The sequence below is a fragment of the Staphylococcus sp. GDB20D11A genome (genome assembly GCF_016893255.1).
GTDB classification, from domain to species: domain Bacteria; phylum Bacillota; class Bacilli; order Staphylococcales; family Staphylococcaceae; genus Staphylococcus; species Staphylococcus aureus.
The window spans coordinates 73,751-95,315 of record NZ_JAFEPJ010000003.1 but is presented as its reverse complement, the minus strand read 5'-3'; the positions used below and the strand labels follow the sequence as shown (position 1 = coordinate 95,315).

General features: G+C 33.0%; 26 protein-coding genes. 17 read left to right on the top strand and 9 right to left on the bottom strand.

Going from position 1 to position 21,565, the window contains the following annotated elements; translation table 11 throughout:
• Positions 1-54 precede the first annotated feature (54 nt).
• The 5 genes from modA to JV528_RS02680 all read left to right on the top strand — a co-directional run bounded on the left by modA (position 55) and on the right by JV528_RS02680 (position 3,838).
• Positions 55-837, top strand: a complete 783-nt coding sequence (gene modA, locus JV528_RS02700; RefSeq protein ID WP_000782818.1) for a molybdate ABC transporter substrate-binding protein — start codon at positions 55-57, stop codon at positions 835-837.
• Positions 838-850: 13 nt separating this feature from the next.
• Positions 851-1,522 (top strand): molybdate ABC transporter permease subunit, encoded by a 672-nt coding sequence (gene modB / locus JV528_RS02695; protein ID WP_001113093.1) that lies wholly within the window; start codon positions 851-853, stop codon positions 1,520-1,522.
• Entirely contained in the window at positions 1,523-2,128 is a 606-nt protein-coding gene (locus JV528_RS02690) for an ATP-binding cassette domain-containing protein (RefSeq protein ID WP_204254803.1), read from the top strand. It abuts the gene before it with no gap.
• 168 nt (positions 2,129-2,296) lie between these two features.
• Positions 2,297-3,301 carry a ThiF family adenylyltransferase gene (locus JV528_RS02685; protein WP_000076922.1) on the top strand — a complete coding sequence of 335 codons (1,005 nt, stop codon included), beginning with the start codon at positions 2,297-2,299 and terminating at the stop codon, positions 3,299-3,301.
• Between the two features lie 30 nt (positions 3,302-3,331).
• A complete protein-coding gene (locus tag JV528_RS02680) occupies positions 3,332-3,838 on the top strand; it encodes a MogA/MoaB family molybdenum cofactor biosynthesis protein (RefSeq protein ID WP_000503819.1) in 507 nt (168 codons plus the stop codon).
• A 1-nt stretch (position 3,839) separates the two neighbouring features.
• On the opposite strand, the gene moaC is transcribed toward JV528_RS02680, so the two are convergent.
• Positions 3,840-4,334 carry a cyclic pyranopterin monophosphate synthase MoaC gene (gene moaC, locus JV528_RS02675; protein ID WP_000134534.1) on the bottom strand — a complete coding sequence of 165 codons (495 nt, stop codon included), beginning with the start codon at positions 4,332-4,334 and terminating at the stop codon, positions 3,840-3,842.
• A gap of 62 nt (positions 4,335-4,396) precedes the next feature.
• Between moaC and JV528_RS02670 the strand changes: the two genes are divergently transcribed.
• From JV528_RS02670 to moaA, 6 genes are read left to right on the top strand one after another with little or no spacing between them, the layout of a single operon-like run.
• A complete protein-coding gene (locus JV528_RS02670) occupies positions 4,397-5,656 on the top strand; it encodes a molybdopterin molybdotransferase MoeA (protein WP_204177254.1) in 1,260 nt (419 codons plus the stop codon).
• Entirely contained in the window at positions 5,653-6,138 is a 486-nt protein-coding gene (gene mobB / locus JV528_RS02665; RefSeq protein WP_000602933.1) for a molybdopterin-guanine dinucleotide biosynthesis protein B, read from the top strand. Before JV528_RS02670 ends, mobB begins: the two co-directional genes overlap by 4 nt.
• 13 nt (positions 6,139-6,151) lie before the next feature.
• Positions 6,152-6,598 carry a molybdenum cofactor biosynthesis protein MoaE gene (locus JV528_RS02660; RefSeq protein ID WP_000808497.1) on the top strand — a complete coding sequence of 149 codons (447 nt, stop codon included), beginning with the start codon at positions 6,152-6,154 and terminating at the stop codon, positions 6,596-6,598.
• Between the two features lie 5 nt (positions 6,599-6,603).
• Complete coding sequence (moaD, locus tag JV528_RS02655; protein WP_000866967.1) at positions 6,604-6,837, top strand: molybdopterin converting factor subunit 1; 234 nt, start codon at positions 6,604-6,606, stop codon at positions 6,835-6,837.
• A 6-nt stretch (positions 6,838-6,843) separates the two neighbouring features.
• Positions 6,844-7,443, top strand: coding sequence for a molybdenum cofactor guanylyltransferase MobA (gene mobA / locus JV528_RS02650; protein ID WP_000643981.1), 600 nt, complete (start codon positions 6,844-6,846; stop codon positions 7,441-7,443).
• Between the two features lie 19 nt (positions 7,444-7,462).
• Positions 7,463-8,485 carry a GTP 3',8-cyclase MoaA gene (gene moaA, locus JV528_RS02645; RefSeq protein ID WP_000230173.1) on the top strand — a complete coding sequence of 341 codons (1,023 nt, stop codon included), beginning with the start codon at positions 7,463-7,465 and terminating at the stop codon, positions 8,483-8,485.
• A gap of 283 nt (positions 8,486-8,768) precedes the next feature.
• Here the strand turns inward: moaA and JV528_RS02640 are convergent, their stop codons facing one another.
• Complete coding sequence (locus tag JV528_RS02640) at positions 8,769-8,939, bottom strand: hypothetical protein (RefSeq protein WP_204177253.1); 171 nt, start codon at positions 8,937-8,939, stop codon at positions 8,769-8,771.
• 125 nt (positions 8,940-9,064) lie between these two features.
• On the opposite strand from JV528_RS02640, the gene sarV reads away from it, so the two are divergent.
• A complete protein-coding gene (gene sarV / locus JV528_RS02635) occupies positions 9,065-9,415 on the top strand; it encodes an HTH-type transcriptional regulator SarV (RefSeq protein WP_000066900.1) in 351 nt (116 codons plus the stop codon).
• 101 nt (positions 9,416-9,516) lie between these two features.
• Here sarV and JV528_RS02630 read toward each other — a convergent pair whose 3' ends face one another.
• Together JV528_RS02630 and JV528_RS02625 are read right to left on the bottom strand one after the other, a co-directional pair.
• On the bottom strand, positions 9,517-10,728 hold the full coding sequence (locus JV528_RS02630) for an MFS transporter (protein ID WP_204177252.1): 1,212 nt from the start codon (positions 10,726-10,728) through the stop codon (positions 9,517-9,519).
• Positions 10,721-11,161 carry a MarR family winged helix-turn-helix transcriptional regulator gene (locus JV528_RS02625; RefSeq protein WP_000951062.1) on the bottom strand — a complete coding sequence of 147 codons (441 nt, stop codon included), beginning with the start codon at positions 11,159-11,161 and terminating at the stop codon, positions 10,721-10,723. The genes JV528_RS02630 and JV528_RS02625 overlap by 8 nt, the downstream gene beginning before the upstream one ends.
• A gap of 162 nt (positions 11,162-11,323) precedes the next feature.
• Between JV528_RS02625 and JV528_RS02620 the strand changes: the two genes are divergently transcribed.
• Positions 11,324-12,088, top strand: a complete 765-nt coding sequence (locus JV528_RS02620) for a VOC family protein (protein WP_000600965.1) — start codon at positions 11,324-11,326, stop codon at positions 12,086-12,088.
• On the opposite strand, the gene JV528_RS02615 is transcribed toward JV528_RS02620, so the two are convergent.
• Positions 12,080-12,331, bottom strand: coding sequence for a hypothetical protein (locus tag JV528_RS02615; RefSeq protein ID WP_001566779.1), 252 nt, complete (start codon positions 12,329-12,331; stop codon positions 12,080-12,082). The genes JV528_RS02620 and JV528_RS02615 overlap by 9 nt on opposite strands.
• 388 nt (positions 12,332-12,719) lie before the next feature.
• Here JV528_RS02615 and femX point away from each other — a divergent pair, with 388 nt between their 5' ends.
• Complete coding sequence (femX, locus tag JV528_RS02610) at positions 12,720-13,985, top strand: lipid II:glycine glycyltransferase (RefSeq protein ID WP_000413855.1); 1,266 nt, start codon at positions 12,720-12,722, stop codon at positions 13,983-13,985.
• Between the two features lie 116 nt (positions 13,986-14,101).
• Positions 14,102-17,269 carry an efflux RND transporter permease subunit gene (locus JV528_RS02605; RefSeq protein ID WP_204177251.1) on the top strand — a complete coding sequence of 1,056 codons (3,168 nt, stop codon included), beginning with the start codon at positions 14,102-14,104 and terminating at the stop codon, positions 17,267-17,269.
• A gap of 186 nt (positions 17,270-17,455) precedes the next feature.
• On the opposite strand, the gene mspA is transcribed toward JV528_RS02605, so the two are convergent.
• Together mspA and JV528_RS02595 are read right to left on the bottom strand one after the other, a co-directional pair.
• Positions 17,456-17,773, bottom strand: a complete 318-nt coding sequence (gene mspA / locus JV528_RS02600; protein WP_001161080.1) for a membrane stabilizing protein MspA — start codon at positions 17,771-17,773, stop codon at positions 17,456-17,458.
• Between the two features lie 234 nt (positions 17,774-18,007).
• The gene (locus JV528_RS02595) at positions 18,008-18,172 is read right to left on the bottom strand and encodes an SE1832 family protein (RefSeq protein ID WP_000051210.1); all 165 of its coding nucleotides are present in this window, start codon (positions 18,170-18,172) and stop codon (positions 18,008-18,010) included.
• 132 nt (positions 18,173-18,304) lie between these two features.
• On the opposite strand from JV528_RS02595, the gene JV528_RS02590 reads away from it, so the two are divergent.
• Together JV528_RS02590 and JV528_RS02585 are read left to right on the top strand one after the other, a co-directional pair.
• Positions 18,305-19,213 carry an AEC family transporter gene (locus tag JV528_RS02590; protein ID WP_000139197.1) on the top strand — a complete coding sequence of 303 codons (909 nt, stop codon included), beginning with the start codon at positions 18,305-18,307 and terminating at the stop codon, positions 19,211-19,213.
• Between the two features lie 170 nt (positions 19,214-19,383).
• Entirely contained in the window at positions 19,384-19,524 is a 141-nt protein-coding gene (locus tag JV528_RS02585) for a hypothetical protein (protein WP_014532677.1), read from the top strand.
• 107 nt (positions 19,525-19,631) lie between these two features.
• On the opposite strand, the gene JV528_RS02580 is transcribed toward JV528_RS02585, so the two are convergent.
• Positions 19,632-20,495, bottom strand: a complete 864-nt coding sequence (locus JV528_RS02580) for a GRP family sugar transporter (RefSeq protein ID WP_204177250.1) — start codon at positions 20,493-20,495, stop codon at positions 19,632-19,634.
• A 180-nt stretch (positions 20,496-20,675) separates the two neighbouring features.
• Positions 20,676-21,563, bottom strand: coding sequence for a GNAT family N-acetyltransferase (locus JV528_RS02575; RefSeq protein ID WP_000029545.1), 888 nt, complete (start codon positions 21,561-21,563; stop codon positions 20,676-20,678).
• Between the last annotated feature and the right edge of the window lie 2 nt (positions 21,564-21,565).

Genomic DNA, 21,565 nt, shown 5'->3' with positions numbered 1-21,565 from the left:
ATAGTAAGTGTATAATGAAAATGTAAATATAATTAAAAATGGGGGGATCGCTCAATGAAAATGAAACGTTTATTTGCTGTTGTGATTGCAATGCTTTTAGTATTAGCTGGTTGCTCTAATTCTAACGATAATAATGTAAGTAAAAAAGATGACGCAGCCAATGGTAAGAAACAAGAAATTCAAGTTGCAGCGGCAGCAAGTTTAACAGATGTAACCAAGAAATTAGCTTCAGAATTTAAAAAAGAGCATAAAAATGCTGATATTAAATTTAACTATGGTGGATCAGGGGCATTAAGAAAACAAATTGAATCAGGCGCACCTGTTGACGTATTTATGTCTGCAAATACTAAAGATGTAGATGCATTAAAAGACAAGAATAAAGCACATGATACATATAAATATGCGAAAAATAGTCTAGTATTAATTGGTGATAAAGATTCAAATTACACTTCAGTAAAAGACTTAAAAGACAATGATAAATTAGCATTAGGTGAAGTGAAAACTGTACCAGCAGGAAAATATGCGAAACAGTATTTAGATAACAATAACTTATTTAAAGAAGTCGAAAGTAAAATCGTTTATGCTAAAGATGTAAAACAAGTATTAAATTATGTTGAAAAGGGTAATGCGAAACAAGGTTTTGTGTATAAAACTGACTTATATAAACAAAATAAAAAAATTGATACTGTAAAAGTAATTAAAGAAGTAGAACTTAAGAAGCCAATCACATACGAAGCTGGTGCTACATCAGATAGTAAATTAGCAAAAGAGTGGATGGAATTCTTAAAATCAGATAAAGCTAAAGAAATATTAAAAGAATACCACTTTGCAGCATAAGGAGTTGTAATCCATGCCTGACTTAACACCTTTTTGGATATCAATACGAGTTGCTGTAATCAGTACGATTATTGTAACGGTTTTAGGTATTTTTATATCTAAATGGTTGTATCGTCGTAAGGGTTCGTGGGTTAAAGTATTGGAAAGTTTATTGATATTACCTATTGTTTTGCCGCCAACGGTATTAGGTTTTATTCTATTAATCATCTTCTCGCCAAGAGGACCAATCGGTCAATTCTTTGCGAATGTACTACATTTACCTGTAGTGTTCACTTTGACAGGTGCTGTGATAGCATCTGTCATTGTTAGTTTTCCACTAATGTATCAACATACTGTGCAAGGCTTCAGAGGTATAGACACGAAAATGATTAATACAGCTAGAACAATGGGAGCAAGTGAAACGAAAATTTTCCTCAAATTAATTTTACCATTAGCTAAACGCTCTATTTTAGCAGGTATAATGATGAGTTTTGCTCGTGCATTAGGTGAGTTTGGTGCTACATTAATGGTTGCAGGATATATTCCAAATAAAACGAATACACTACCTTTAGAAATATACTTCTTAGTGGAACAAGGTAGAGAAAATGAAGCGTGGTTATGGGTATTAGTGCTAGTCGCATTCTCTATTGTGGTTATATCTACAATTAATTTATTGAATAAAGATAAATATAAGGAGGTCGACTAGATGCTTAAAATCAATTTGAAATATCAATTAAAGAACACTTTAATTCGCATCAATATAGATGATACTGAACCAAAAATTTATGCAGTTCGTGGTCCATCTGGCATTGGTAAAACTACTGTTTTAAATATGATTGCCGGATTACGTAAAACAGATGAAGCTATTATCGAAGTGAATGGGCAATTGCTTACTGATACGGCAAAAAACGTGAATGTTAAAATTCAACAACGACGTATTGGATATCTGTTTCAAGACTACCAATTGTTTCCTAATATGACGGTCTATAAAAATATTACTTTTATGGCTGAACCATCTGAACACATCGATCAATTAATCCAAACTTTAAACATTGATCATTTGATGAAACAATATCCTATGACATTGTCAGGTGGAGAGGCACAACGTGTAGCACTTGCACGTGCACTTAGCACGAAACCAGATTTAATTTTATTAGATGAACCTTTTTCTAGTTTGGATGACACTACAAAAGATGAGAGTATTATATTAGTTAAACGTATTTTCAACGAATGGCAAATACCAATCATATTTGTGACACATTCAAACTATGAAGCAGAACAAATGGCTCATGAAATTATTACAATTGGGTAATCATTTATTTGCCATTAAAGAGTTTAGAACGTATTTAAAATTGTAGAAGTGCATGCTTCTATCAGCATTTTAATGATGTTTTAAACTCTTTTTTAGGGGCAGTTTTTTGAGAGACATTGACGCGCGTCATATAATGAAAGTAATGATAAAAAGAAAGGATAACTTAATGTGAGTCAAGAACGTTATTCAAGGCAAATTTTATTTAAACAAATAGGTGAAATAGGTCAAAGCAAAATAAATCAAAAATGTGCGTTGATTATTGGTATGGGCGCATTAGGTACACATGTGGCTGAAGGACTTGTTAGAGCAGGCATTGCTAAACTAATCATTGTTGATAGAGATTATATTGAATTTAGTAATTTACAAAGACAAACATTGTTTACTGAAGAAGATGCTTTGAAAATGATGCCTAAAGTGGTTGCAGCTAAAAAGCATTTGCTAGCGTTACGTAGTGATGTTGATATTGATGATTATATTGCCCATGTGGATTATTATTTTTTAGAAACACATGGGCAGGACGTTGACGTTATTATTGATGCAACCGATAACTTTGAAACACGACAACTGATTAATGATTTTGCATATAAACATCGTATACCTTGGATTTATGGTGGTGTTGTACAGAGTACATATACAGAAGCTGCATTTATACCTGGTAAAACACCTTGCTTTAACTGTTTGGTACCACAATTGCCAGCATTAAATTTAACATGTGATACAGTAGGGGTCATTCAACCTGCCGTGACGATGGCAACAAGTTTACAATTAAGAGATGCGATGAAAGTATTAACGGAACAACTAATTGACACAAAAATAACTTATGGCGATATTTGGGAAGGTAGTCATTATTCATTTGGTTTCAGTAAAATGCAACGTTCAGCCTGTACAACTTGTGGAGATGTACCAAGTTATCCGTATTTAAACAAGAATGAACAACGTTATGCAACATTGTGTGGTAGAGACACTGTACAGTATGAAAATGCATCAATTACACACGACATTCTTGTTCAATTTTTAAAACAACATCAACTAAATTATCGCAGTAATTCGTATATGGTTATGTTTGAATTTAAAGGACACCGCATTGTTGCTTTTAAAGGTGGAAGGTTTTTAATACATGGCATGACACGCACATCAGATGCCACACATCTAATGAATTTATTGTTTGGATAAAAAAAGATAAGACAAAAGGAGTGTAATATTATGGGCGAACATCAAAACGTTAAATTGAATCGTACAGTTAAAGCAGCCGTACTAACGGTATCAGATACTAGAGACTTTGATACAGATAAAGGTGGTCAATGCGTGCGCCAATTGTTACAAGCAGATGACGTTGAAGTGAGTGACGCACATTATACAATTGTGAAAGATGAAAAAGTAGCCATCACGACGCAGGTGAAGAAGTGGTTAGAAGAAGATATTGATGTCATCATTACGACTGGTGGAACGGGTATTGCACAACGTGATGTGACGATTGAAGCAGTAAAACCACTTTTAACCAAAGAGATAGAAGGCTTTGGGGAATTGTTTAGATATTTGAGTTATGTTGAAGATGTTGGCACGCGTGCATTATTGTCTCGTGCTGTAGCAGGTACAGTTAATGATAAATTGATATTTTCGATTCCAGGATCAACAGGCGCAGTTAAATTAGCATTAGAAAAGCTCATTAAACCAGAATTAAATCATCTGATTCATGAGCTTACAAAATAATTTATTGACCTGATTGGCGTTGAAAATCTCCAGATTTACCGCCAGACTTGCTTTCAAGGTAGGTTTCGCCAATAATCATACCTTTATCAACTGCTTTCGTCATGTCGTAAATGGTTAAAGCCGTTGCTGATGCAGCGGTTAAAGCTTCCATTTCAACACCGGTTTTGCCAGTTGTAGAGACAGTTGTTTGAATGTTTAAAGTATAAAGGGGTGCATTTGTTTCATCCCAGCTGAAGTGAACATCTATGCCAGTCAATGGTAATGGATGGCACATCGGAATAATTGTTGATGTATTTTTGGCAGCCATAATACCAGCGATTTGAGCAGTGTTCAATACATTGCCTTTAGTATTGGTGTTATTAGAAATCTGCTTATAAATAGTTTCATTCACAGTAATGCTTGAATGAGCGACAGCAGTTCTTTTTGTAATTTGTTTGTCTGATACATCGACCATTTTGGCGTGGCCTTGTTGATTAATATGAGTAAACTCAGTCATTTTACCCCTCCTAGTGCATCTAGTATATCATGAAAAAATAAAAGTTTTGGAGATGATTTTTAATGGTAGTAGAAAAAAGAAACCCAATCCCAGTTAAAGAAGCAATTCAACGTATCGTTAATCAGCAGAGTTCAATGCCGGCAATTACGGTAGCACTTGAAAAAAGTCTAAATCATATCTTAGCAGAAGATATTGTAGCTACTTATGATATACCAAGGTTTGATAAATCACCTTATGATGGTTTTGCAATTCGCAGTGTTGATTCACAAGGGGCAAGTGGTCAGAATCGCATTGAGTTTAAAGTGATTGATCATATTGGTGCAGGTTCAGTTTCTGATAAATTAGTTGGGGATCACGAAGCGGTGCGTATTATGACTGGAGCACAAATACCTAATGGCGCAGATGCTGTTGTTATGTTTGAACAAACGATTGAACTAGAAGATACATTTACAATTCGCAAACCATTTTCAAAAAATGAAAATATATCTTTAAAAGGTGAAGAAACAACGACAGGCGATGTTGTTCTAAAAAAAGGACAAGTAATTAATCCAGGGGCTATTGCGATCCTTGCAACATATGGCTATGCAGAGGTTAAAGTTATTAAGCAACCAAGCGTCGCTGTTATTGCAACAGGAAGCGAATTATTAGATGTTAATGATGTATTAGAAGATGGAAAAATTCGTAACTCTAATGGTCCAATGATTCGTGCCTTAGCAGAAAAATTAGGTCTTGAAGTTGGTATTTACAAAACACAACAAGATGATTTAGATAGTGGTATACAAGTCGTTAAAGAAGCTATGGAAAAACATGATATCGTTATTACAACGGGCGGAGTTTCTGTTGGAGATTTTGACTATTTACCTGAGATTTATAAGGCTGTAAAGGCGGAAGTGTTATTTAATAAAGTAGCAATGCGTCCTGGTAGCGTAACAACGGTTGCATTTGCAGATGGAAAATATTTGTTTGGATTATCTGGAAATCCATCAGCTTGTTTTACAGGATTTGAACTATTTGTGAAACCAGCTGTTAAACATATGTGTGGCGCACTAGAAGTCTTCCCGCAAATAATTAAAGCAACATTAATGGAAGATTTTACCAAGGCAAACCCATTCACACGATTTATACGTGCTAAAGCAACGTTAACAAGTGCTGGAGCTACTGTAGTACCTTCAGGATTCAATAAATCAGGTGCGGTTGTAGCGATTGCACATGCTAACTGTATGGTCATGTTACCAGGTGGGTCACGTGGTTTTAAAGCGGGTCATACAGTAGATATTATATTGACTGAATCTGACGCTGCTGAAGAGGAACTTCTTTTATGATTTTACAAATTGTAGGGTACAAAAAGTCTGGTAAGACAACATTGATGAGGCATATTGTCTCTTTCTTAAAGTCACATGGTTATACAGTTGCTACTATTAAACATCATGGGCATGGTAAGGAAGATATTCAATTACAGGATTCAGACGTCGATCACATGAAGCATTTTGAAGCAGGGGCAGATCAAAGTATTGTACAAGGATTTCAATATCAGCAAACTGTAACACGTGTAGATAATCAAAATCTTACTCAAATTATTGAAAAATCTGTTACAATTGACACCAATATCGTATTAGTTGAAGGCTTTAAAAATGCTGATTTTGAAAAAGTCGGAGTCTATCGAAATGAAGAAGAGTTGCAAGTATTACAACAATTGTCGAATGTTTGTTATAGCATTAATGTTAGGGAGCATGAAGATTTTACAGCATTTGAGCAATGGTTATTAAATAAAATTAAAAATGATTGTGATACACAATTAACATAGAGGATTGAAATGAATGAAACAATTTGAAATCGTGACAGAACCGATACAAACAGAACAATATCGTGAATTCACTATAAATGAATATCAAGGTGCAGTAGTTGTTTTTACCGGTCATGTTCGCGAATGGACTAAAGGCATCAAAACGGAATATTTAGAATATGAAGCGTATATTCCAATGGCTGAAAAGAAATTGGCACAAATTGGAGATGAAATAAATGAAAAATGGCCTGGAACGATAACGAGTATTGTTCATAGAATAGGGCCATTACAAATTTCAGATATCGCTGTATTAATTGCAGTTTCTTCACCGCATCGTAAAGATGCCTATCGAGCAAATGAATATGCAATTGAGCGTATAAAAGAAATTGTTCCGATTTGGAAAAAAGAAATTTGGGAAGATGGTTCAAAATGGCAAGGGCATCAAAAAGGAAATTATGAAGAAGCGAAGAGGGAGGAATAAGAGAGATGAAGGTGCTTTACTTCGCAGAAATTAAAGATATATTACAAAAAGCACAGGAAGATATTATGCTTGAACAAGCATTGACTGTACAACAATTTGAAGATTTATTGTTTGAACGTTATCCGCAAATCAATAATAAAAAGTTTCAAGTTGCTGTAAATGAGGAATTTGTACAAAAATCCGATTTCATTCAACCTAATGATACCGTTGCATTAATTCCACCGGTTAGTGGAGGTTAAGGGAGCATGAAAGCAATAATTCTTGCAGGTGGTCATTCAGTACGATTTGGTAAGCCCAAAGCTTTTGCGGAAGTGAACGGTGAGACCTTTTATAGAAGAGTAATTAAGACATTAGAATCAACAAATATGTTCAATGAAATTATTATTAGTACAAATGCGCAATTGGCAACGCAATTTAAATATCCAAATGTTGTTATAGATGATGAGAATCATAATGATAAAGGTCCATTAGCAGGAATTTATACAATCATGAAGCAACATCCTGAAGAAGAATTGTTTTTTGTCGTTTCTGTTGATACACCAATGATTACTGGTAAAGCTGTAAGCACGTTGTATCAGTTTTTAGTTTCTCATCTTATTGAAAATCATTTAGATGTCGCAGCTTTTAAAGAAGATGGACGTTTTATTCCAACAATTGCATTTTATAGTCCGAATGCATTAGGCGCTATAACTAAAGCACTACATTCTGATAATTACAGTTTTAAAAATGTATATCATGAATTATCAACGGATTATTTGGATGTCAGGGATGTAGATGCGCCATCATATTGGTACAAAAATATAAATTATCAGCATGATTTGGACGCTTTAATTCAAAAATTGTAAGCCGTTAGGAGGTCCACAAATGGTAGAACAAATAAAAGATAAACTAGGACGTCCCATCCGTGACTTACGGTTATCTGTGACAGATCGGTGTAACTTTAGGTGTGATTATTGCATGCCTAAAGAGGTATTTGGAGATGATTTCGTATTTTTACCTAAAAATGAACTGTTAACGTTTGATGAAATGGCTAGAATCGCTAAAGTATATGCAGAATTAGGTGTAAAAAAAATACGCATTACAGGTGGAGAACCATTGATGCGACGGGATTTAGATGTACTTATAGCTAAATTAAATCAAATCGATGGTATTGAAGATATTGGTTTGACTACAAATGGTTTGTTATTAAAAAAGCATGGACAAAAGTTATATGATGCTGGGCTACGCAGAATTAATGTCAGTTTGGATGCTATTGATGATACGCTATTTCAATCAATCAATAATCGTAATATTAAAGCGACTACGATTTTAGAACAAATTGATTACGCGACGTCTATTGGTTTGAATGTAAAAGTAAATGTTGTTATACAAAAAGGTATTAACGATGATCAAATTATACCAATGCTTGAATATTTTAAAGATAAACATATAGAGATTCGATTTATAGAATTTATGGATGTTGGTAATGATAATGGATGGGATTTCAGCAAAGTTGTAACTAAAGATGAAATGCTTACTATGATAGAGCAGCACTTTGAAATCGATCCTGTAGAACCAAAATATTTTGGGGAAGTAGCAAAATATTATCGCCATAAGGATAACGGTGTTCAATTTGGTTTGATTACAAGTGTTTCACAATCATTTTGTTCTACATGTACACGCGCAAGGCTGTCATCAGACGGGAAGTTTTACGGATGTTTATTTGCAACTGTCGATGGATTTAACGTTAAAGCGTTTATTCGTTCTGGCGTGACCGACGAAGAATTAAAAGAACAATTTAAAGCTTTATGGCAAATAAGAGATGATCGATATTCAGATGAGAGAACTGCTCAAACAGTTGCCAATCGTCAACGTAAAAAGATAAACATGAATTATATTGGTGGTTAATGTGTAGGAACCACTACATATTAAATCATTAGAGATTCTTTAATATTTCTGTCTTACTCCCTAAAATACAATATTATTTATTAAAGTAAAAACGGTCATATCTATGCCAGATTTAATAGAAATGATCGTTTTTAATGTTTTTACAAATCGGCGGGGCCCCAACACAGAAGCTGACAGCAAGTCAGCATACAATAATGTGCAAGTTGGGGGACGGGGCCCCAACATAGAGAATTTCAAAAGAAATTCTACAGACAATGCAGGTTGGGGAACAACGAAATAAATTTTATGAGAATATCATTTCTATCCCACTCTTAAGAATCACTACATAATAAATCTTTAGTGGTTCTTTAACATTAGTGTCACACTCCATGCCATTGAGTTGTAATATATCTTTTTTAGGTATAAATGTTGTCGAATAAACAACAAGTCGTCCAAAAGATATAAATCTAAACAAGATATAGCCAGCAATTTAATATTTGTAATATATAAAATGCTAAGTTTGATATATAATAAATTTAAGTAATTGTATAATAATATGAATTACAAATATCTAAGAAGAAACATAGGAGGCATCATATTATGAGTAATAAAGTTCAACGTTTTATAGAAGCAGAAAGGGAGTTAAGTCAGTTAAAGCACTGGTTAAAAACAACACATAAGATTTCAATTGAAGAATTTGTAGTACTTTTTAAAGTGTATGAAGCTGAAAAGATTAGCGGTAAAGAATTGAGGGATACATTACATTTTGAAATGCTATGGGATACAAGTAAAATCGATGTGATTATCCGTAAAATCTATAAAAAAGAGCTTATTTCTAAATTGCGTTCTGAAACGGATGAAAGACAAGTATTCTATTTCTATAGTACTTCTCAAAAGAAATTGTTAGATAAAATTACTAAAGAAATAGAAGTGTTAAGCGTTACAAACTAAAAACTTAAAAAGCATGCCAATCAGTACATCATAATTGCGTCTTGGGGACAGACAAATGATGAATAGAGATTGGCATGCTTTTTATTTTTGAATATAAATATTTAGTTCATGGCATTTCTAGTTACATGACGTCCATGAATTAAGAAGTAAACAAGCATAGTAATGATTGCTAAAGCGGCCATAAAGCCGAAGATTTCACTATATGAAAACATATGAGTAAATAACCCAAGGAATGATGGACCAAAGCCGACACCTGCATCTAGACCAACGTAAAAAGTAGATGTCGCGATACCATATTTAATCGGGGGTGAGACTTTTATCGCAATAGATTGCATTGCAGATGATAAATTTCCATACCCTAAACCTAGGCAAGCACCAGCAAGTAATATTAACCAGCTTTGATAGCTTGAAATTAAGCATACAAATGAAAGGAAAAGCATGATAAATGCTGGGTAGACAATAATATTTTCATTTTTATCATCCATCAATCTACCAGCAATAGGTCTAGTAATTAACGATGCTATAGCATAGCAAATAAAGAAATAGCTTGCTGCAGTGACTAGGTGTCGCTCTAAAGCAAATGCTTGTAAATAAGTTAGGATGGACGCATAGGTAACGCCAATTAAAAGCATAATTACAGCAACAGGAATGGCCTCTTTTGCAATAAATTGATGAATACTAAATCTTGGTTTATCAATGACATTAGTTTCAGTTTTGTTATTTGTTACTTCGAAATCAACTTTTATAAATAATGAGATAATGAGTCCGAGTATGCCTAATATGACACAAATAATAAACAGTAAATCAATTGCGTATTTTGTAATAAGTAACATGCCTAGAAATGGGCCAATCGCTGTACCTAATACTAAACTTAAGGAAAATAAACTGATGCCTTCACTTTTTCTATTAACAGGGGTAACGTATGCCGCAATAGTACCTGTTGTAGTTGTCACAACTGCAGTTGCGATACCGTTTATGAGACGTACAAAGATTAAAAAAGCTAAAGATCCATCAATAAAATAAAGTAATTGCGTGATAATTAAAGCAATTAAACCAATAAATAATAATCGTTTAGGTCCGATTTGATTTACAAATTTACCTGTAGCAAATCGACCAATTAAAGACCCGACAATAAATAGTCCTACAACTAATCCGGCTAATGAATCGGAAGCGTCGAAAGCTTGCTTACTATAGCCAGCAATAACTACAAGTAACAAATACATGCATAGGTATACGATAAAGTTGACAAAAAAGTTAATAGTAAAACTTTTGGTGAAAATAGGTGATTTATTTAATGAGCCTTGATTAGTCATTGTGTGCCTCCTTTAATAATATTTCATGAATTTGATTCATCACATTTATGGTTTCTTGCATTTGATCTTGCGAAATGTTTGTTTTGGCAACTACTGCTTGTTGGAGCTTTTGTACATCAAGAAAAACAATCTCATATAATTCATGCCCTTTAGGTGTTAAAGTTAAAAACTTTTGTCGTTTATCCTCTAAACTGTTTTCAACTGTAATAAGGTCATTTTCTATTAGAGCTTTTAAAGTTTTTCTTGCAGTAGGCTTTTCAATTGCACGTCTATGTGAAATTTCAATGAGAGTAGTGGGTTGATGTTTAGCTATATCGCGTAAGATTAACCATTGACCATAATATATATTGTGTTTTTCCAAAATCGGCTCTGCTAATTTTAAATAGGGGCGATATATTGTTATAAAACTATTGAAAAATTCTTGTGATAGCATTGTGACATCTCCTAAGATAAAATAGTTAGCTTAGCTAACCTTTTTTACAACAATAGTAATTATAAAACGGGGGCAATTAGAAATCAATATATAATTATTAAGAGCAAAAATATTTATACTTTGTTAAAATAAGCGTAATTACATGTAAATAGGGGGATACTAATGATATTGAAATTTGATCACATCATTCATTATATAGATCAGTTAGACCGGTTTAGTTTTCCAGGAGATGTTATAAAATTACATTCAGGTGGGTATCATCATAAATATGGAACATTCAATAAATTAGGTTATATCAATGAAAATTATATTGAGCTACTAGATGTAGAAAATAATGAAAAGTTGAAAAAGATGGCAAAAACGATAGAAGGTGGAGTCGCTTTTGCTACTCAAATTGTTCAAGAGAAGTATGAGCAAGGCTTTAAAAATATTTGTTTGCGTACAAATGATATTGAGGCAGTTAAAAATAAACTACAAAGTGAGCAGGTTGAAGTAGTAGGTCCGATTCAAATGGAAAGAGATACACATAAAGATGGTAAGGTAAAGTGGCAATTGCTTTATATAATGAATCAGGATGATGATGAAATTAAGCCACCATTTTTTATTCAATGGGAAGAAAGTGATTCCATGCGTACTAAAAAATTGCAAAAATATTTTCAAAAACAATTTTCAATTGAAACTGTTATTGTGAAAAGTAAAAACCAATCACAAACAGTATCGAATTGGTTGAAATGGTTTGATATGGACATTGTAGAAGAGAACGACCATTACACAGATTTGATTTTAAAAAATGATGATATTTATTTTAGAATTGAAGATGGTAAAGTTTCAAAATATCATTCGGTTATAATAAAAGACGCACAAGCAACTTCACCATATTCAATTTTTATCAGAGGTGCTATTTATCGCTTTGAACCATTAGTATAAATATACGTAAGTACTATGAGCGAGAATGCCCATATGAATAATGGCAAGCACAATGGAAAGAATCGTTAATATATTATTTAATCGTGATGACTTAATTAAAATGAAAAAGATTGATAATATAAATGTGAAAAAGATAAGTATAACCCGTAAACTAAAGTAATTCACGGTGAGAGGTTGACTCAATGTCATAATGATTGCAACGATGTTCATAATTATAAATAGACTTAAAATAATTGTTCTCATATCAAACACCTCATTGTTAGATTATTGACATTATAACAGGGGTAATTGTATATGAACATTAATGTGGTTGCTTGAGGAGAAATTTATTCATTGAAGTCAAATTGGTTCATGTTAGAAATGAATATCGTGTTAGATGATGAAAGTATATTGAAGTATAGGTAACTAGTTGAAAAGTATTAATTGTACGATAACATTAAATTTAACAGGAAGCATAGATATAAAATGATTCACAATTAAAACGAGTAAATTTGAACTTGCTAAACTATTAATTGGAGCATGGACATTTCAAAAATAAGAGTTCAAATCATACACAAGCTCTGAATCGACACTATAAGATACAAACTGTATAATTAAAGGTATTGTTAAATAGAAGGAGATATCATAAATCATGGAAAAGATGCATATCACTAATCAGGAACATGACGCATTTGTTAAATCTCACCCAAATGGAGATTTATTACAATTAACGAAATGGGCAGAAACAAAGAAATTAACTGGATGGTACGCGCGAAGAATCGCTGTAGGTCGTGACGGTGAAATTCAGGGTGTTGCGCAGTTACTTTTTAAAAAAGTACCTAAATTACCTTATACGCTATGTTATATTTCACGTGGTTTTGTTGTTGATTATAGTAATAAAGAGGCGTTAAATGCATTGTTAGACAGTGCAAAAGAAATTGCTAAAGCTGAGAAAGCGTATGCAATTAAAATCGATCCTGATGTTGAAGTCGATAAAGGTACAGATGCTTTGCAAAATTTGAAAGCGCTTGGTTTTAAACATAAAGGATTTAAAGAAGGTTTATCAAAAGACTACATCCAACCACGTATGACTATGATTACACCAATTGATAAAAATGATGATGAGTTATTAAATAGTTTTGAACGCCGAAATCGTTCAAAAGTGCGCTTGGCTTTAAAGCGAGGTACGACAGTAGAACGATCTGATAGAGAAGGTTTAAAAACATTTGCTGAATTAATGAAAATCACTGGGGAACGCGATGGCTTCTTAACGCGTGATATTAGTTACTTTGAAAATATTTATGATGCGTTGCATGAAGATGGAGATGCTGAACTATTTTTAGTAAAGTTGGATCCAAAAGAAAATATAGCGAAAGTAAATCAAGAATTGAATGAACTTCATGCCGAAATTGCTAAATGGCAGCAGAAGATGGAAACATCTGAAAAGCAAGCTAAAAAAGCGCAAAATATGATTAATGATGCGCAAAATAAAATTGCTAAAAATGAAGATTTAAAACGAGACCTAGAAGCTTTAGAAAAGGAACATCCTGAAGGTATTTATCTTTCTGGTGCACTATTAATGTTTGCTGGCTCAAAATCATATTACTTATATGGTGCGTCTTCTAATGAATTTAGAGATTTTTTACCAAATCATCATATGCAGTATACGATGATGAAGTATGCACGTGAACATGGTGCAACAACTTACGATTTCGGTGGTACAGATAATGATCCAGATAAAGACTCAGAACATTATGGCTTATGGGCATTTAAAAAAGTGTGGGGAACATATTTAAGTGAAAAGATTGGTGAATTTGATTATGTATTGAATCAGCCATTGTACCAATTAATTGAGCAAGTTAAACCGCGTTTAACAAAAGCTAAAATTAAAATATCTCGTAAATTAAAACGAAAATAGATTAACGACTGAAATCTGAACGCTCATAAGACTGTCATTTGCGTTCAGATTTTTTTACACAATATAGAATGGTTGAGTAAAATATTTTTGAATATAGTGAAAGAGGGGGAAGTACTGTGATAAAAAAACTATTACAATTTTCTTTGGGGAATAAGTTTGCTATCTTTTTAATGGTTGTTTTAGTTGTCTTGGGCGGTGTATACGCGAGTGCTAAATTGAAATTAGAATTACTACCAAATGTACAAAATCCAGTTATTTCAGTTACAACAACAATGCCGGGTGCAACACCACAAAGTACCCAAGATGAAATAAGTAGTAAAATTGACAATCAAGTAAGATCGTTGGCATATGTGAAAAATGTTAAAACGCAATCCATACAAAATGCTTCAATTGTAACAGTTGAATATGAAAATAATACAGATATGGATAAAGCAGAAGAACAGCTTAAAAAAGAAATCGATAAAATTAAATTTAAAGATGAAGTTGGTCAACCAGAATTAAGACGTAATTCGATGGACGCTTTTCCGGTTTTAGCATATTCATTTTCAAATAAAGAGAATGACTTGAAAAAAGTAACGAAAGTACTGAATGAACAATTAATACCAAAATTACAAACGGTAGATGGTGTGCAAAATGCGCAATTAAATGGGCAGACGAACCGTGAAATCACCCTTAAATTTAAGCAAAATGAACTTGAAAAATATGGATTGACTGCTGATGATGTAGAAAACTATCTAAAAACGGCAACAAGAACAACACCACTTGGATTGTTCCAATTTGGTGATAAAGATAAATCAATTGTTGTTGATGGTCAATATCAATCTGTTGATGCTTTTAAAAACATAAATATTCCATTAACGTTGGCAGGAGGACAAGGGCAATCTCAATCCCAAAGTGACAATAAACAAAATTCAGCCATGTCAGATGTTAATCAGGCATCACCGCAGCAAAATTCAAAAGCGTCAGCATCAAATAATATAAGTGGTATGCCGACAGCGAAACTAGGAGATTTAGCTGATATTACAGTTGGTGATGTGCGTACTTCTATTTCTAAAACGAATGGCAAGGATGCGGTTAATTTACAAATAACTAAAGCTCAAGATGCCAATACAGTTCAAGTAGCCAAAGATGTACAACGTAAAATTGATACATTCGTTGATGAAAATAAAGATTTTAATGTCACAAAAACAATGGATACTGCAAAGCCTGTTGAGAAATCACTTTATACGATGGTTGAAAAAGCATCATTAGGTACAATCGTGGCAATTATAGTTATTTTGCTGTTTTTAAGAAACATTCGTACGACGGCAATTTCTATTATATCGATTCCGTTATCACTTCTTATGGCGCTTATTGCTCTGAAATTGAGTGATGTTTCATTGAATATACTAACGTTAGGTGCATTAACAGTAGCGATTGGACGTGTGATAGACGATTCGATTGTAGTTGTTGAAAATATTTATCGACGATTAACAGATTCAGAAGAACAACTAAAAGGTGAAAATTTAATTATCAGTGCGACAACTGAAGTATTTAAACCAATAATGTCATCGACACTAGTTACTATTATCGTCTTCTTACCACTTGTGTTTGTATCAGGTTCAGTAGGCGAAATGTTTAGACCTTTTGCATTGGCTATTGCATTTAGTTTATTAGCATCGTTATTAGTGTCAATTACACTCGTTCCAGCGTTGGCAGCTACACTATTTAAAAAAGGCGTTAAACGTCGTAATAAACAACATCAAGAAGGATTAGGTGTTGTTAGTACAACTTATAAAAAAGTATTGCATTGGTCACTAAATCATAAGTGGATTGTAATTATATTAAGTACATTAATTTTGGTTGCAACTATTGTATTTGGAGGACCGAGACTAGGCACTAGCTTTATTTCAGCAGGTGACGATAAATTTTTAGCTATTACTTATACACCGAAGCCTGGTGAAACGGAGCAAGCAGTGTTGAATCATGCGAAAGATGTTGAAAAATATTTAAAACAGAAAAAGCATGTAAAAACAATTCAATACTCAGTTGGCGGTAGTAGTCCAGTAGATCCAACGGGTAGTACAAATAGTATGGCAATCATGGTTGAATATGATAATGACACGCCTAATTTTGATGTAGAAGCGGATAAGGTTATTAAACATGCAGATGGCTTTAAACATCCTGGAGAGTGGAAAAATCAAGATTTAGGAACAGGTGCAGGTAATAAATCTGTAGAGGTTACTGTAAAAGGTCCATCAATGGATGCCATAAAATCAACTGTAAAAGATATTGAACAGAAAATGAAACAGGTTAAAGGACTAGCCAATGTCAAATCTGATTTATCGCAAACATATGATCAGTATGAAATTAAAGTTGATCAAAATAAAGCGGCAGAAAATGGTATTTCTGCAAGTCAACTTGCAATGCACTTGAATGAAAACTTACCAGAAAAAACAGTTACGACTGTTAAAGAAAATGGTAAAACTGTTGATGTTAAAGTCAAACAAAATAAGCAAACAGACTGGTCAGAAGATAAGTTGAATAATATAACTTTGAAAAAGCCGACTGGTGGTAAGATTAAATTGGGAGATATCGCTACGTTAGTTAAAACAACGACACCAAGTAAATTGACGCAAGAACAAGGTGATTATGCAACGACGGTATCTGCTAAAGTAACAAATAAAGATGTGGGTGGCACAACACGACAAGTGATGTCTAAAATAAATAATTTGGACAAACCGAATAATGTAAAGGTTAATATCGGTGGTGCATCAGATGATATTAACAATGCAATGACACAATTAGCCTTTGCAATGTTAGCTGCAATCATTATCGTATATTTAATCCTAGTTATTACATTTAAAGGTGGCTTAGCACCATTTACAATTTTATTCTCTTTACCATTTACAGTTATCGGTGTAATTATTGCACTATTAATCACAGGAGAAACAATATCGGTACCAAGTTTAATTGGTATGCTAATGTTAATTGGAATTGTAGTAACAAATACCATTGTGTTAATAGACCGTGTCATTAATAATGAGCAGCAGGGCATGGAGATGAAAGAAGCATTAATCGAAGCAGGCGGTACTAGAATTAGACCGATATTAATGACGGCGATTGCAACAATCGGTGCATTAGTTCCTTTGTTATTTGGTCAAGATAGCTCGATTCTTATTTCGAAAGGATTAGCTGCTACAGTTATTGGTGGTTTAATTTCATCAACTTTATTAACACTTGTAGTTGTACCAGTAATATATGAAATTCTCTTTACTTTAAAAAAACGATTCACTAAACGATAGATAATATAAAAGCCATAAAAGCGGTCATGATATTGACTACTTTTATGGCTTTTTAAAATTTGAAATTTTAGACCTTATTTCACGTGCGATTTAATCGATGTGTTAATAAAACAATACTGGCATTCGATATGTAATCTGATGATAATATAAGGTTGCAATTATGTTATTGCATGCTTTGTTTATTACTTAGAATAATACGATGGTTAAGATGAAATATATGACAAAGATAAATAATGACATTAAATTCAAGATGTTTACGCCTTTTAGATCTTTTTTAAGCATTTTAAATCCTGTCACTTCGACATTACCGACTAAGAGTAATAAGACGATAAATACCCACCAATTCTCTTTTGGAAAACTCATCGTCGTTAATGCTAAGACGAATAATAACAACACACCCATAATAATTCTCAAAATGCGAGTAAATATAACTTCCATTTTAAAAATACTAATAAAACTAACAATTAGATAAAGTATTGCTAGTAAAATCAGATAAAATTGCATATGATAACTTCCTCTCCGTTTCAAAGGGTTCATGTAGGTACAGCAGCGTAGAAAACAGTTGTGATAGATATGCGCGTATGTTGTTAATGAGACACTAAATCATAACACGACAACATCTTGTGATTCTAGATGTAATTAAGCGAAAAATGAAGCAATTCATCAATATAACGTATTCAGAGTAATGCTAGTCAAATTTATGTAATGAAAAGCATTTATTGTCTGAATGATAGATTATTAATCTTGCATTTGAGCACGAACGTTTCTAATTTCATTTTCAATATCTTTAAGTTGACGAACAAGTGCGGAAGTATCTAAATTCAAAGATTCCCGTTTTTCTAAGTCACCTTGAAGACGAACATAATCATATTTAAGTTCGGCTAGTTGGTTTTCTAAAGACATACTATAACACTCCTTTGAAATATAATTAAGTGCATTTAATGTAGATTATAGCATGAAACAGTAGACTTCTAAAATATCTGTGGAGTATGTTAAAGTTATAAATTATGAAGATTATTGAAAGAAGGGATAACAGTGACAGAACAATTTACTATGATTATTTTATTAATTGCGCTTGGTTACTTTTTGAAGCGCATTAATTATATAAAGGCAACAGATAGTCAAGTCATTGCTACATTAGTTCTTAATGTCACACTCCCATCTTTAGTTATTGTGAATTTAAACAGTGCAGAATTAAAATTGTCATTCTCCATTTTACCAATTTTAATGATTATCTATGGTATTGTGGCGAAAATGATTGCTGTCTGGTTTTTTAGAAAATATGATAATCACATGCGTGGATCAGTAGGTATGATGACTGGTGCTATGAATATTGGATTGTTTGCATATCCACTAATTGAAGTGATATGGCCTAAAACAGGGCTTATTTATTTTGGTATGGCTGATATAGGTGGTGCCTTTGTGATGTTTGGAATTACTTACTTTGTAGGTAGCTACTTTAGTGAAGGTAGTGATCAATTCGATTTTAAATATTTAGGTAAGAAATTATTACAATCAGTGCCACTCGTTACATACATTGTAATGTTTATATTGAATATAAGTCACATCCATTTACCACATGTGGCAATCGATTTCTTTAGCATACTTTCCCATGCAAATATGCCGTTATCAATGATTTTGCTAGGTGTCATGTTGAATTTTACTTTGGAAAGAAAGTATATACCTGCTACTATTAAATATTTATGTTTGCATTATGGATTAGCATTAGTTGCGGGATTGTTAGTACATGTGTTGTTACCGGTATCAGATGATATGATTAAGACGACATTGTTGGTCACTTGGATGTTCCCGGTTGGTGTCGCAATTATTTCTTATGGTATTCAGTTTAAATATCGAACACTGCCATTTATAGGTATGACGACCAATTTAACAATCATTATTAGTATCATTATTTTGTACGTGTATCAGGCAGTGTTTGTCTAGTTTACACATTTGAAAATAAAATCCATTTTAGTATTCGTAGAAAATGAGAGCCCCCTTTACCACAACATGTAAATGCATATTGTGAAAAGGGGGCTTTTATTTATGACATAGTTGTTCAACTCATACATTCTAGCAGATAATGCAGTGCGTTATGCAGCTATCCACTTCATATGTATGGCGCATACTTGATAAACGAATATCATCAAGACTTTAAGAGTATCGCTAATTTTAAAGTCTTAAAACGCATGAATAATGTCATGATGTGTTATTGCGTTTTGTTTTTAGAGCCATGTATTTCCTGGGACATATAGAGGAACATTCAACGTAAAATTCTCGAAAATTAATTTTAATCATTCTATAAGTGAATGGTAATTTTCAGAAACGATAACATTTTTACGTTACATGAGTATTTAACTTTCTATTTCAAATTACCTAGAATTATAGCAGCTATCACGATAATAATAATACCTGCCCAAATACCAGTCATCTGACGACGATCTTTTCTTTCTCCTAAAATGAAAATACCGCCTAAGGTTGAAACGATAACAAGTAACTGTGATAATGAGAAACTTGTAGCTACACCAACTTTTGGTTGAGAATAGAACATGAACAAGTTACCAATTCCCCAAATCACACCTGGCAATAGATTAAGTGCTGTTGATTTAAGTGATGTTTTATGATTCATGGATAGGATAAAGCCACCAATTGCCATACCGACAGATTGGAAGAACAATGCATCAGTTCCACCAACACCAAAGATGTCACCAAGTACAACGAAACCTACATATCCAACTGTAGATACAATTAAAATACCCATTGCTTTTTTAAATTCAGGATTATCTGATTGACGTTCATTTTTAGCTTTAAGTGAAGTAAGTGCTACACCAGTAACTAATAATATCATGGCGATTAAACCAAAGATAATTTGAGTCATTGAAGACCATTCACCTAAAAAGATAACGCTGAATAATGTTGTACCAACTAATTGCATACCTGTAGAAACTGGCATAGTATTTGATACACCGATTAAACTAATAGATTTAAGCTGATTCGCTTGTCCAAACGCCCATAATGCACCAGAAATAAGACCGACAATAATTACAGTAGGATTATTGAATTTTGCGAAACCAGTAATAAGTAAACCTAATCCAACAATGAGTGCGCCTAGCGTCGTACCACGAATTTGGTTGTAAGGTCCACCGCCGACGAACACATTAATAAGAACGACACTTCCCCAGAAAAAAGCAGGTAAAAGTGCGATTAAGAAATCAAGAAATTGCAAGACTACTCACTCTCCTATACTATTTATGCAAGTGCTCCCCTTAATTGACACTTGCATGTTATTGTAAAGCATTCTGCCCTAATAGTAAAAAACAACTACTTATAATTTTCAATATTTACAAAAAGTATAAAAACCCACAATACATGCTAATGATGTACTGTGGGGTATTTGCTTGGTATTTTATTCAGGGATTGTTTGATCTTTTACGTTACGTGATTCGAATTTGAATTTAATGTACTCATAGTTGATATGGAAACCTAGACCATTAAATCGTTCGATGAGTTTATTATTTTTGTTACGAATTTTAAAATATACTTTTCTAATATCAAAGTTATCAAAAGCATATTGCAATGCATACGCAAGCAACTCGAAAGCGATACCTTTCAAACGGTAATCTACATGAGAACTGAAGTATTTAATCTCGGCGATTGACTGTTGTGAATCAATTTCAAGGTATAAATAACCTTTAAGTAAACCTTCGCTAACAAATAAAAACAAATGATGATGGTCGTCTAAACTATCAATGATATCTTGTGGTGACTGGGCTTGATATTTAAATGTAGTTGTGTGTAATTTGCTGAAAGCACGATAAAACCCTTTGTGATAAGGAATGATATTTGGTTGGTGCATATCTTCTTCTAATCTTGTACGGGCTTCTATGTAATAGTCAGTGAAGTTATAACTTGCTTGAATAACTTTCATTAATGGTTTGTATTGTTGAATGCCTTCTTCAAAAGAAAAGTTAAAGACAGCATCGTCAGGTTGGTTCGAAGTCATTGTTTTAAACAGCGTTTCAAACGTTTCGACAGATAATACATAATTGTCAGCCACGAAAGGACCTATGACTTTGAATTTATTTTTATCGTATGCAAAAGACAATATGATTGCTTTAATTGAATCGTTTTCTTTAATTGAAAATACACCAGGTGATTCAATCGCATCGGTTATTAATACATCTATTTCATTGTACTGTTGAGGAAGTTTATATAAGTATGATGCTGATTCATAATTCGAATATTCAATGAACGATTTTATTTGTGTAATATCATATAACTGAACTATGCTCATGT